Source organism: Paenibacillus sp. CB74 (genome assembly GCF_055687625.1).
Genome location: NZ_CM146009.1, coordinates 4,564,548 through 4,577,996, shown reverse-complemented (window position 1 = coordinate 4,577,996; position 13,449 = coordinate 4,564,548). Strand labels below are relative to the sequence as shown.

Below are 13,449 nucleotides of genomic sequence, written 5' to 3'. Positions count from 1 at the left end.
ATTAACGCTTCGTTTTTTTGCTGGCTTGTCTGGTTTTGTTCGGTGTACCTGTAGAGAGTGGACGTGTTTTCATATGGGACCAAGGTACACGAAACAGAGTATCCTTCAGATCTTTCTGAATGAAAGGTGCAAAGGGAGACATATAAGGTACGCCAAAAGAACGCAAGCTGCATAGATGGGTAACCGTAATGAGCAGAACAATGAGAATACCGTAGAAACCAAATGCTGCCGCAAGTATCATCAATACAAATCGCAGAATTCGAACAGAGATGGATAGTCCATTCTCTGGAATGACATAACTGGATATAGCCGTAATGGAAACGATAATAACCATCGCAGCGGAGACAACCCCTGCATCAACGGCGGCTTGGCCGATAACCAGCGTCCCGACGATGGAGACGGCTTGACCAACGGTTTTCGGAATTCGAATGCCTGCTTCCCGCAAAATTTCATAGGTCAATTCCATAAGTATAGCTTCAATGAATGCGGGAAAAGGCACGCCTTCACGTTGAGCTGCCAGACTAATAAGCAGATTGGTGGGCAGCATCTCCTGGTGAAATGTGGTAATGGCGATATAGAAGGATGGGGCCAGCAGAGCGATGAAAAAGGACAGATAACGAATCATCCGAATCAATGTGCTAATATCGGCCCGTTGGTAGTAATCCTCTGGTGACTGGAAGAAATGTACGAACAATGCCGGAACCAGAAGCACAAAAGGCGTTCCATCTACAATGATGGCTACTCTCCCCTCAAGCAAGGCAGCACAAACCGTATCCGGACGTTCACTGTTATACACGGTAGGGAATAGCGTACCTGTTTCATCTTGAACAAGTTCTTCGATATACCCGCTTTCCAGAATCCCATCAATATCGATCTCATCGAGCCTTCGCCTTAGTTCCTCCACCACACCTGCATCAACGGTATGTTTCAGATATAAGACAGCAACTCTTGTTTTGGTGATGCGACCAATCTCTCTTTCTTCGATCCAGAGATGAGGGTCCCGAATCCGTTTGCGGATCAAGGCTGTATTCGTACGCAGATTTTCATTGAATCCCTCCATGGGACCCCGGACAACGGTCTGTGAGATGGGTTCACCCACAGCACGGTCTTCCCAACCGGCGGCAGCAATTTTCAATCCACGTACACAACCTTCGATCAGCAGAATGGCCGATCCTGACAGGAGAGCATTGAGCACATCCTCCATGTCATCCACCAGAATGACATTGCTCGCGGCTAAAATATCATTCTGGATGTAGCTTAGATGCTCTTCATCTGCCGAGAACTCCGGGAGTTCATGTGTCTTTAACAGGGACTCCAGGATGGAATGATTCAGGATCTGCACATCCACTAATCCATCAATGTACAACATGACGGCAGGCCATTTATGGAGGCACTGGAGAGGACGCATCATTAAGTCATTGCTGTTCCCCATCACTTGCTTGCAGTAATCCATATTTTCGCTGAGATTCGGTGAGATTTGCCTCTGATCTTGATGCTCCACGTTTGGTTCACTCATACCTTCACCCCCTATACATCCTATATTTGCAAGTTAGTATGACCTGGATGATTTCGGATTATCACAAAAAATGAATGATAGTTCATCATTGTGTTTGAGGAAGTGTGTATTTTGGAGGGAGGAAGTGTTTACAGCGTTTTTTTGAAAAAAGCGATAAAAAAAGAGCTGCGATTATTCGCAACTCCTTGATAACTTATTATCGATGGACGTTTGTCCCAATTTACTTTTGTCTTTGTCGTACAGGGGCTGGCTTGGATACGGCGGATCTTGATGCCCATGCTTTGCGGTAGCGGTAAAGCACGGCAACAATAAGCAATAAGCCAACTCCTCCCACGATATATGCTGCATATTGATGAGCCAGATGGAATACGGCATTCCACTGGGGCCCGAATATTTTGCCAATGCCCAGAAACAGCACAACCCAGAACAGCGCACCCGAGTAGGCGTAGAGAGCGAACTTGCGAAAAGGAACAGCGGCTATACCCGCAAAATATCCGGTGAAATGCCGAACTCCCGGAATGAAATAACCGATGAAGATTAAAGCATTACCATATTTGGCGAACCACTTTTGCGTTTTATCGAGCTTGTCCTGCTTCAGCAGAAACCATTTTCCGTATCGTGTTATAAAGGGCAGTCCTGCTTTGGCTCCAATAAAATAAGTAATTGTCATGCCGATCGTTGTTCCCAGAAAAGCCAGTATGGTGAGGACTCCGAAGTCGAGGTGACCCTTGTAGGAGAGAAACCCTGCGTAAGCCATCGTTGTTTCACCAGGAAAGGGAAGTGCGATGAATTCAAGCAACAAGCCAAAAAACAATACGCTATATCCGTAGGACCCAAACAGATGTTGGACCTTCTCAAGCAATTCCAATAGATCTCACTCTCCTGAAGACGGGGTGGGAGCATGAATCTCTCCAAGGTGTTGTGTATACGTTATACCTGTCCATTATGCTACCTAATCTGAAGCGAAGAATCAATCACACACCATACCAAATTGTGAAAAAATATTAAACAAAAAGGCGTCTTTTTTCAAGAAAGCCTCCATATAATTCTAACAAATCTGCTGAAGTCTATCAGCAAATTCACTAGAGACGGTGGAGGGCGATTCGTAAATGGTACAGAGACCGGAATTAAGAATCAAGGGAACAGGGGAAATTCCCGTAACATCCATACATACGTTTTTATCTGGACAATGGTCTGTCATTCTCGTGCGAATTGCGATATTACTATGTGTGTTCGCTGTATACGCTGGCACCGCGTATGCATCTTCTGCTTCTGGCTCAGATGATTCGATCAGGGAAGATAAGAATACGCAAGACAAGGTCGTCTATCTGAGTTTTGACGACGGACCGGGTAACCATACACGAGAAGTATTGGATATTTTGCGCAAAGAGCAGGTTCTGGCCACTTTTTTTGTGCTGGGTGAGCAGGCAGAGCGTTATCCCGAGTTAATCCGGTCGCTGGTGGAGCATGGACATGCTCTGGGCAATCATACGTTTAATCATCAATACAAACAGCTGTACAGTGATTTTAAAGTGTTCTGGAACCAGATCAAGCAGACAGAAGACGTGCTGGAGCGTATAACTGGTTTCCGTCCGAATCTGGTGCGAGCGCCAGGAGGTACCTACGGACATTTTGACCAGAGTTATTTTGATCTGCTGCAATTGGGTGGATACACCGTCATGGACTGGAATGTCGATAGTGGAGATTCCAAACGAAAAGGTGTTCCGGCCAAAGAAATCCTTAAAAATTCCACCAAAGTACCTGCGGGAACACGTTCGGTGATTGTCCTGATGCATGATGGAGGTGCGCACGCTGAAACGGTAAAAGCACTTCCGGGTATTATCAAATATTATCGTGATCACGGATACCGTTTTGACATCATAAAGAGTTCGGATCAGCCGGTTCAATTCCGAGTTCATCCCGATGCTAAGTATAAGTCCCGCAAGGCTCCGGGAAAGGCATGGATCGCAGAGCATGTAGAAGGTAATGCTGCGTTGTGGCTCACAAGCAAGAAGCTGAAGATAGAGGTAGGATTGGCTGCGGCAACCTTACAACCTGGAGAATTCCGAATGGATGGGGAGCGAATCATGGTGCCTTTGCGTACATTCATGAAAAAATTCGGGGGCAGCACGCGCTGGGACCCAGAGACAAGGACAGCCACAGCAGTATGGAAGGAAAGAACGATTCATGCAGACAGTGTGAGCGGAACACTGAGCTCAACAGGGGTAATTGAAACAGGAGCAGTACAGAGTCAAGGGGGAACCATCTGGGTTCCGTTACGTGAGTTACTGGAGCAGATGGGGTTAAAAGTGAATTCCTTAAGCAGTAATAATGCAGAGTGGACGGTAAAGGCGGGCGCTTCCAGGTCCATTTCGGCAATGAATCTCATATTTAAGTATAAAATGATCTGAAGAAAGTCATGCTTGCAGGACTATTCTCTCTACTTCCGGGCAACACTGAATCATAGATTACTATGGTTCAGAAATGCCGATGGACGGAAGGAGATCAGGAGAAATGTCTTATATCCGAATGGAACATGAACATGCGGTTGAATTGTTAAACAGGGTCATGAAACGTGTTGAAAGTGTGATTGTTGGCAAAAAAACAGAGATTCGTTATGTTCTCACTGCAATGCTCAGTGGGGGGCATGTACTTCTGGAAGATGTACCGGGTACCGGGAAAACCATGCTGGTTCGTGCCGTTGCTTCCGCGTTGGACTGCTCCATGGGCCGGATTCAATTCACGTCCGATGTCATGCCGGCAGATGTTACGGGCACTTCAATCTATCATCCACATACAGCTGAATTCAAGTTTCGCCCCGGACCTGTCATGTCCAACGTTGTCTTGGCGGATGAAATAAACCGGGCTTCACCCCGGACTCAGTCTGCCCTGCTGGAGGCAATGGAGGAACGACGTATTACGGTTGATGGAACAACCTATGCCTTGCCACGCCCCTTCTTTCTGCTGGCGACACAGAATCCGTTACAGTTTGAGGGTACGTACCGGCTGCCTGAAGCGCAGCTGGATCGATTTATCATGAGGATTGGACTGGGGTATCCCGATCCGGAACAGGAATTGGAATTGTTAAGTCGGATGCAAGGTAGAGAAGAGCTTGATGAACTTCGCCCTGTCCTGCTTGCTGAAGAAGTTGTAGCCATGCAGCGTGAAGTCAAACAGGTACATGTTGACCCGGTCGTCAAACAGTATCTGGTGGCCGTTGCTGTAGCCTCTCGCAGCCTTCCGGCGGTCAGATTGGGCATCAGCCCGCGTGGAACACTGGCCTGGATGGCTGCGGCGCAGTCGTTTGCCTACCTTCAAGGACGCAGTTATGTCATTCCCGATGATGTGAAAGAGTTGGCTGTGCCTGTTCTCTCACATCGAATTCAATTGAAGGCCCAGAACAGAGCGGAGGTTTGGGGACAAGTCCAAGTCATTGAAGAAGCCTTGTCATCCGTCCCTGTTCCTGTACAAATGGCATCACAGGGAAGGGGACGGAGGCAATGACTGCTCTGGGACAACGGATGTTGAGTGCTGTCCTTGTGGTGGCTTTGGCTTCCTTATATCAGTGGCATGGTGGCAAAGCGGCGTTGTTTCTATCCATTATGGCTTGCTTGATGTTCATAGGAGGTCTGCTTCTCCATTGGTTCGGACCACGGCGTATTCACATCCGTCGGAAAATACATGCGAATCGGATTGAGGCAGGCGAGCGGGTGCGGGTTCAAGTCGAACTGGAATTCGAATGTCGTATTCCATTGTTATGGATCGTTCTGTGTGAAAATTCACCTGCAGGTGTTCATCGCAAATTAATTTTCCCGGGAACTCGGCGGCAATTTTCCTATCAATATGAATGTTCCGGTTTACGCAGAGGGGTCTACAGATGGGATACGGGCAGATTGTACTGGGGAGATCTGTTTGGCTGGAATACCCACTCTACAGAGACCGCAGGCGGCACCCCCTTGATTGTTGTTCCTCAAGCATCGGCTTGGGGGGAGGGGGATTCAGCAGAATTCGCAGCGATGATCGAAGGGACTCTGTCGGAGAGAAGAAATAGCCAGGGAAACCGTAGCCCCGAGTTCCGTGAATATCAACAGGGTGACCCGCTGGGACGTATTCATTGGAAAAGCACAGCCAAAACGGGGCAACTTCAGACCTTTCTGCCCGATACCACAGATCTGGCTTCACTGGGCATCCTTGTGTATGAAGGCGCATCGGGTTATGAGGTAAAACAGCCAGAGACTATGGAAGCACCTGCTTTTGAACGAGTGGTGGGTGCAGCCGCCCGCTGGATTCATACGGCTGAGCGGGACGACATTCCTTATCATCTGTGGATGGAAGGCGGAGATAAGAGTCGTAATGAACAAGATCAATGGCGACATGGGTCATTCCAGGCAGATGATGAGTGTCATGGTCTGGACAGACTAGCAGGAGCACGAATATCCACAGCCCAATCCGTGTCGGTTTCACTCCGAACGGAGATGCTGGATGGACTGGCGCGCGGTTCGCGAATTGTGGTTCTCACAGGCAAGATCGATCAGGTTCTGACCGAATGGATTATAACTGCAATGGGTTCAGGTTATCGTGTAGAGGTGCAATTGGCTGAAACGAACCAGCTAGGATCAAAGGATAGATTCATGACTGGAATTGAGCATGACAGCTCAAGTATAGAGCGGCTTCGTCACACCGGGGTATTGATTCAAGCGGTTACAGACGTTGCGTTATCTTCATTGGGAAAGGTGGAGGTAACGGATGTGGGAGCGTAATAAAAACCAGGAACCCAATTCCACTGTGGCGGCTGACAAAGCGTCAACAGCCCGTCTGAGATTAGAATCGGTCCATTCTGTAGTTAGAAATGTGAACCACACTTCTCTTACAGAGATAAAGGATGAGGGATCTGTTAGAGTGCCGGTTCTGTATAGGATATTTATTTCGGCCATTTTACTTATACTGTCTCTGGAGTGGATATATCCTGTTACGTCATCAGGTCAGCAGGGCAGTGAACGTTTCTTGTCCGTAATGGCGGGGTTAACTGGAGCATTGCTGCTCGCAGGGTTAATTCGTACAGGGTGGATCACCGGAATACTGATCCGATTATTTATTGCACTCGCTGCGCTATGTCTGATGTATGGAGGAAGTGATCCTGCCCGTTGGGCGGTTGCATACCCGGGAATACTTTCAGCGGATATGGACACCTTTATGGATAACTGGCGATTCCACTCGATTAGTACAGAAACGAGAGGACTGTTCATGATGTGCGGTTGGAGCATGCTCATGGCTTCTGTGCAATCCCTTGTATTGCTGCGTAGAAGCGTTATGCTGTTTGGCAGTGCAACGCTGGTATACTTGCTTCTGCTTGAATCCTTTGCGGGGTTGGATGTATATGCTTCAGTAATACGGTCTGTGTTATGGACTTTTCTAATTCAGGCTCTGCTTCAGCTACTACGCCTCAACGGAGGAGTAACTACCCCGAGTTATCGTGGCAGTCCCTATGGCCGTTGGAGCGTTATAACCATTGTTGCTTCCACAGGTATGGTCCTTTTCTCTGCGTTACCTGGTCAGTTCGCTTCCATACCTCAACCGGAACGCATATCCCTGGAGCAGATGGGTGAACGCATAGCTCGCTGGGCAGGTTATACACAGCACAGTAGCATCCCTGCTGCAACGGCGGTAACGGGATATAGCACGGCAGATGCGCCCATGGGAGCACCTCTGGTGCAGGGGAATGCCCTCTTTTTTACAGCAAAGAGTCCGGAAGTGACGTATTGGCGAGGAGAGACTCGTTCATATTATAACGGTAGTACCTGGAGTGACCCAGAGCAAAGCTTTGAAACGGCCAGTCCTTACGGAGTCCTGCGTTCTGATGGTTGGGAGAATCAAACCTATTGGAAACGTATCCGCCAAACGGTCACGATGAAACGGGAATGGAAAGGGCCGAATCCGTTATTTACCGGGGGAATCCCGCTGAATGTATCGTTTCAAGATAAGAACAGCAATAATGAGGAGAACATGCTTACGTTGTTATCTAATCGAGATTCCGCAACGTTGTGGCTTGCAAACGCCGGCGAAGATCATATGGTTAAAAATTATACGGCAGACGTCATGTTTCCTGTGGCCTCGCCGGAACAGTTACGTCTGTTAGGGAATGTGAATAAAGGGAAAGATCCTGCCTCTATACGGAGGACATATCTGCAATTGCCCACATCTCTCCCGGGTCGGGTGCAGACGCTCGCCAAGGAAATCATTCAAGGCAGTGAGACTCGGTATGACGCTGTACAAGCCGTCAAGACTTATCTGGCTGCTCATGCCGAGTATACGCTTGATACCCGTATGCCACCGCGTGGAACAGATTTTGTGGACGATTTTCTATTCGTCACACGGCAGGGGTATTGTAATCATTTCTCCACTGCCATGATTGTGTTGCTGCGTGCAGAGGGAATTCCTGCCCGCTGGGTTAAAGGCTTCGGGTCTGGGATGGCTGACCCGAATATACCAGGTCAATATATCATTTCCCAAGGAGATGCACATTCCTGGGTAGAGGTGTATTTTCCAGGGGCAGGTTGGATGCCGTTCGAGGCTACGCCGGGCTTCAGCATGGCGCAAGGCGCGGGCGAAGATGTCGCAGCGCTCGCCGGGCCGCAGCCTGTTGTAGAGACTCCGCCGTATATGAGCGGCGGATGGGCTAACGCGGGCGCATGGCTGCTCGCCCGCGCACGGGCCATTGCCGCGGAGCCGGGGCTCGCGGCAGCCCTTGTCGCAGCGGCCCTGCTGGGCGCCGCTGCTGTGATCCGCATGCGGCGGCTACACCCCGCGCTGCGGATCAGGCTGCTGCTGGCATGGCCGCGCAGCAGCTTTCCAGACCGCGAGCGGCTGCTGGGCGCCGCCGCTCCGGTCTGGGCCGCGCTCGCGCGCCAGTACGGCCCGCGGCCGCCGGGGATGACGCTGCGTGAATATGCAGCATCACCGGCATTGACCGCATGCGCCGACGGCGCGGACATCGCGCGGTTTGCAGCCGACTGGGAACGGCTGCTGTACGGGCCAGACCGTCCGCTGCGCGCAGACAGTCTGGACTTCCTGCGCCGGGCACTTCGTTTGGCCCGGCGATTGCAGGCGTTGTAACCCAAGGATGTTACAACATGGAGGCCACACAACCTGCCGGTGATTGCAATCTCGCTATCGCTTCCGATACAGATTGGCAGGTTGCAGCAGCAGATGATCACCACTGGCGCATCTGTTCTATTGTGCTTCGGTTGTCCATTGTTGCATGTTACACATAAGACGCCTTTCGCGCTCCGCTGCGAACGAGGCGTCTTTCCACGATCATACACTTGAACCAGCATCTTGCTGCTATGTTTTCTGATCGGAATTTCATATTTAGAGGCATTTGGCAATCCTGTTTTGATATGTCGAAAAAAGGAGTTTCGCCTTTCCTTGACGGTATGTTTTGTCGTTGCGTATAATTAGTTTCATTGAATTGAGGGAGGCACGGTTATGAATAAGCAGAATGAGATTGTGGTTGTCCTTGACTTTGGGGGCCAATACAACCAGTTAATCGCCAGAAGAATCCGGGATCTTGGCGTATACAGTGAGCTTTTGCCGTATAATACACCGGCGGAGAAGATCGCAGAATTGGCACCAAAAGGGATTGTATTTTCAGGTGGGCCGTCCAGCGTATACGCTGAGAATGCTCCACACGTCGACCCGGCTGTCTATGACCTGGGCTTGCCGATCTTCGGGATCTGTTACGGGATGCAGCTTATGGCTCAACAGCTCGAAGGTAAAGTAGAGCGTTCCGAGAAGCGTGAGTATGGTAAAGCAGACCTTGAATTTGCTGCTGGATCTGCACTTGCAAAAGGCATTGAAGGTGAACATACCGTATGGATGAGTCACGGTGACCACGTGGTTACACTTCCTCCAGGTTTCAAATTGGATGCAGGCACGGAAAGTGCGCCAATCGCTGCCATGAGCGACGATGAGCGTAAATTGTATGCTGTTCAGTTCCATCCGGAGGTACGTCACTCAGTTCGAGGTAACGACATGATTCGCAACTTCCTGTTCGAAATCTGTGGTTGCGAAGGCAACTGGACGATGGAAACATTCATTGATGACACGATCAAAGACATTCGTGAAAAAGTGGGCGACAGTAAAGTACTGTGTGCTCTTAGCGGCGGCGTAGATTCTTCCGTTGTTGCTGCATTGCTTCACAAAGCCATTGGTGATCAACTGACATGTATGTTTATCGACCACGGTCTGTTGCGCAAAGGTGAAGCTGAGAGTGTAATGGAGACGTTTGTTGGGAAATTCGACATGAAAGTTGTCAAAATTGATGCTCAAGAACGCTTCATGTCCAAGCTGGCTGGCGTGGATGATCCAGAACAAAAACGTAAAATTATCGGTAACGAGTTTATTTACGTATTTGATGAAGAGTCCAAGCAGTTCGATGATTTTGCATTCCTGGCGCAAGGTACACTGTACACGGACATCGTGGAAAGTGGCACAGCGACTGCACAGACGATCAAATCCCACCACAACGTGGGCGGTCTGCCTGAGGACATGAACTTCAAACTCATCGAGCCACTGAGCACGTTGTTCAAGGATGAAGTACGTAAAGTCGGTACCGAGTGTGGCCTGCCGGACGAAATTGTACACCGTCAGCCATTCCCTGGTCCGGGTCTTGCGATCCGTGTTCTGGGTGAAGTTACTGAAGAGAAACTCAAAATTGTTCGTGATTCGGACTACATCCTGCGCGAAGAGATTGCCAAAGCCGGTCTCGACCGAGAAATCTGGCAGTACTTCACAGCTCTGCCGAATATGAAGAGTGTAGGCGTTATGGGTGATGCACGTACGTATTCCTACACTGTAGGTATCCGTGCAGTAACATCTATCGACGGTATGACTGCGGACTGGGCACGTATCCCTTGGGATGTGCTGGAGAAAATCTCCGTACGGATCGTTAACGAAGTCGATAACGTCAACCGTATCGTTTATGATGTAACATCCAAACCACCTGCAACGATCGAGTGGGAATAGGATATACGCCTTAACAATAGATTGAAAAAAGACTCTCTTTTATCTGCGGTGTTTAGCAAATAGAAGGGAGTCTTTTTTATTGCGTACCGTACCGTATGAGTAAACATTAATCCAGGCGCTGTTCCTTATTAATAATCTCTAGAATTTCATCCCATTTTAAAGTTCATTTCATGATTCTTTCAGGTCCAGGCTGTACAATAAGGATATACTAAGAGCTAATATGGCTACTGAAAGGAGATTGAATGTATGCGTAAAACCGACTATATGAGCAAGTGGAAAATGGGCATTGGAAGTGCATTTCTGATGGTGATGTTGGCAGGGTGCGGTTCAGGTATGCAAGACCTGGCTTCCGGTTCAGGAGACTTTCCACTTGTGAACTTAGAGGCAGCGGATGCTTCTTCCGATCAGACCAGAAACCCGGACTTAACAACGAACACGAATCAGGAACAACAAGAGGGACAGGATGCTCCACAGACAGAGATTTAACTAACATAGGACTGATCCGGTAAAAAAAAGCTCCGGAACATGTCGCCAATTGCTCCATATACCTAATTAACATTGACTATTCACCTGATTGCCAAAACGCATCAGAAACATAAGCTGGCCAGATTAGAGCGCTTTTCGCCCTTTGATCAGGCTAGCTTTTTTATGTTAAACTGCTGAACTTCCTAGTCTGACAGAATGAACATATTCCCTAGAGATTTCACCGAAAAAAGCGCATACAATTGGGTTGTAAACCGCTGAACTGGTTCAATCTGTTAAATAATACGAACGATATTATAGGATATCGATATTAACATTCGTTTTTATGATTGACAAAAACATACTGCCCTCCTAAAATAGTGATGGGAAACAAACAAATAGCGCATACTAATTCGTATAATCTCGGGAATTGGCCTGAGAGTCTCTACGAGATCACCCTAATGATCTGGCTACGAAGAGGAGAAGGCTGAGCACAGGAATTCTACATGATTGCGGGACATCACGCACATTAGAATTTTTTTTGTTCTTAGTAAATGGCATCGTGCCGCTCCTTGTCAGCTGAACCCTGGGTGAAGAATCTTCATCAGGGTCATTTGTCGTTTTTCAATATGGCTTCAACATCTCTAAGGGGGAGTTAGTGAATTATGGATCGTTTTTTTAAATTAAAAGAAAACGGAACAAATGTTAGAACGGAGATTGTTGCGGGTCTTACTACCTTTATGACAATGGCTTACATTCTTTTCGTAAATACGTTGTTCTTGGGACAGGCCGGAGCGGGTATGTCGGATAATGCAGTATTCTTTGCAACAGCCGTCGGTGCCGGATTAATGACTATTATTATGGGATTGTTCGTGAATATTCCAATCGCGCTTGCACCAGGTATGGGATTGAATGCGTACTTCATGACTGTTGTTCTAAGTTCGAACGGGGCGATTACTTGGCAGGCTGCTCTCGGAGCGGTATTCCTTTCCGGTATCGTGTTCATTATTTTGACCGTGACAAAGATTCGGCAAATGCTGCTTGTGGCAGTTCCGCAGTCGATCAAAATGGCCATTACGGTGGGTATCGGTCTCTTTATTACCATCATCGGTTTCAAACTTGCTAATCTCGTGGCGGTAACCGTTAATGTCGCACCAGACGCAGACCTGAGTCAGCCGATTCCGGGTAGCAGTTTTAACCTGTCATTGGGCAACTTTGTAACACATCACGATGCATTGCTGGCTCTGATTGGTTTGCTCCTGATAGCTATACTGATGGTTATGCGTGTCAAAGGCGCTCTGCTGATCGGGATCGTAGTAACAACGCTGATTGGTATTCCAATGGGTGTTACGAATCTGAGTGGTCTTTCAGGCGCAAGCTGGTTGCCTAACTTCAGCGATCTGGCAGTTGGACAACTGGATTTGAAAGGTGCTATCAGTCTCGGATTGTTCGAGATCATCTTCATCTTCACCTTCGTTGAATTGTTCGACACGTTCGGTACGATGGTTGGTACGGCAACACGTATGGGGATTATGAAGGACAAGAAAAAAGGCGAGAAAACGATCGGTAAAGCGATGCTCGTCGATGCAGTTGGTGTCAGTGCAGGTGCTGCACTGGGTACAAGTACAATTACGGCATACGTTGAAAGTGCTTCAGGCGTTGAGGCGGGTGGGCGTACAGGACTGACTTCGGTAACGACAGGTTTGTTGTTCATTTTGGCCCTGTTTATCGCTCCGCTTGCGCTGGTTGTTCCATCCGCTGCGACAGCTCCGGCATTGATCATCGTGGGTGTGCTTATGATGAGTCAAGTACGTAGCATCGAGTGGGATGATTTCCTGCAAGCTTTCCCAGCGTTCCTTACCATTGTATTGATGCCTTTCACAGGCGGAATTGCAAACGGGATCTCCGCAGGTATCGTATCTTATGTGATTCTGGCGGTGTTCAGTAACTTGGTTACAGAGCGTAAAGTTAAAATTCACTGGCTCATGTGGATCTTAGCAATCATTGTAGTCTGCCGATACGTATTTATTGGCGGGGAGTAAGCATACAATAGTTGTGAGGAAGAATACTGCATTAAGTATGTAGCCTTATATATGAAAGAAAAGCGGAAGCCACGGGATCTAAACCGGGAGCTTTCGCTTTTTTTGTTTTCTTTACTTGAGTAAAATGAATTTCAAAATTGTTTCCTTCTATAATAGAAGGAATGAGTATAATGTTCTATGATCTGTTGATTATTTATCCAATGAGATCATACAGTTAGCATGTTTCTATAAGTATGAAAATTCTATACTATACTTTCTTGTACAATGAAGGATAATAGTGAAGTGAACTTCTCGTGATCTGAATGTCATTAGCACAATTGTGGTAGCGTGTATAGAAAAGGAGTTTTCTCTACAATAGGATTGGTTAATCGTACGGGAGTATTTTTTCATACGTATCATACGTCC

10 protein-coding genes and 1 riboswitch are annotated in these 13,449 nt (G+C 48.0%); of the genes, 8 read left to right on the top strand and 2 right to left on the bottom strand.

Annotated elements, in window-relative coordinates; all coding sequences use genetic code 11:
- Position 1 precedes the first annotated feature (1 nt).
- Positions 2-1,516 (bottom strand): spore germination protein, encoded by a 1,515-nt coding sequence (locus tag ACX9NY_RS20140; protein WP_339239460.1) that lies wholly within the window; start codon positions 1,514-1,516, stop codon positions 2-4.
- Between the two features lie 220 nt (positions 1,517-1,736).
- Positions 1,737-2,384 carry a DedA family protein gene (locus tag ACX9NY_RS20135; RefSeq protein WP_472474695.1) on the bottom strand — a complete coding sequence of 216 codons (648 nt, stop codon included), beginning with the start codon at positions 2,382-2,384 and terminating at the stop codon, positions 1,737-1,739.
- A gap of 241 nt (positions 2,385-2,625) precedes the next feature.
- On the opposite strand from ACX9NY_RS20135, the gene ACX9NY_RS20130 reads away from it, so the two are divergent.
- From ACX9NY_RS20130 to ACX9NY_RS20095, 8 genes are all read left to right on the top strand, one after another.
- Positions 2,626-3,927 (top strand): polysaccharide deacetylase, encoded by a 1,302-nt coding sequence (locus ACX9NY_RS20130; RefSeq protein ID WP_472474693.1) that lies wholly within the window; start codon positions 2,626-2,628, stop codon positions 3,925-3,927.
- Between the two features lie 103 nt (positions 3,928-4,030).
- Positions 4,031-5,020 (top strand): AAA family ATPase, encoded by a 990-nt coding sequence (locus ACX9NY_RS20125; protein ID WP_342571797.1) that lies wholly within the window; start codon positions 4,031-4,033, stop codon positions 5,018-5,020.
- Positions 5,017-6,276 (top strand): DUF58 domain-containing protein, encoded by a 1,260-nt coding sequence (locus ACX9NY_RS20120; protein WP_253429993.1) that lies wholly within the window; start codon positions 5,017-5,019, stop codon positions 6,274-6,276. The genes ACX9NY_RS20125 and ACX9NY_RS20120 overlap by 4 nt, the downstream gene beginning before the upstream one ends.
- Positions 6,263-8,629 (top strand): DUF4129 domain-containing transglutaminase family protein, encoded by a 2,367-nt coding sequence (locus ACX9NY_RS20115; RefSeq protein WP_472474691.1) that lies wholly within the window; start codon positions 6,263-6,265, stop codon positions 8,627-8,629. The genes ACX9NY_RS20120 and ACX9NY_RS20115 overlap by 14 nt, the downstream gene beginning before the upstream one ends.
- Before the next feature lie 17 nt (positions 8,630-8,646).
- Entirely contained in the window at positions 8,647-8,787 is a 141-nt protein-coding gene (locus tag ACX9NY_RS20110) for a hypothetical protein (protein WP_342571800.1), read from the top strand.
- 214 nt (positions 8,788-9,001) lie between these two features.
- Entirely contained in the window at positions 9,002-10,540 is a 1,539-nt protein-coding gene (gene guaA / locus ACX9NY_RS20105) for a glutamine-hydrolyzing GMP synthase (RefSeq protein ID WP_339239472.1), read from the top strand.
- A gap of 246 nt (positions 10,541-10,786) precedes the next feature.
- Positions 10,787-11,026 (top strand): hypothetical protein, encoded by a 240-nt coding sequence (locus tag ACX9NY_RS20100; protein WP_150364231.1) that lies wholly within the window; start codon positions 10,787-10,789, stop codon positions 11,024-11,026.
- Between the two features lie 369 nt (positions 11,027-11,395).
- Positions 11,396-11,495: riboswitch (purine riboswitch) on the top strand.
- A gap of 172 nt (positions 11,496-11,667) precedes the next feature.
- Complete coding sequence (locus tag ACX9NY_RS20095) at positions 11,668-13,044, top strand: NCS2 family permease (protein ID WP_253430011.1); 1,377 nt, start codon at positions 11,668-11,670, stop codon at positions 13,042-13,044.
- Positions 13,045-13,449 lie beyond the last annotated feature (405 nt).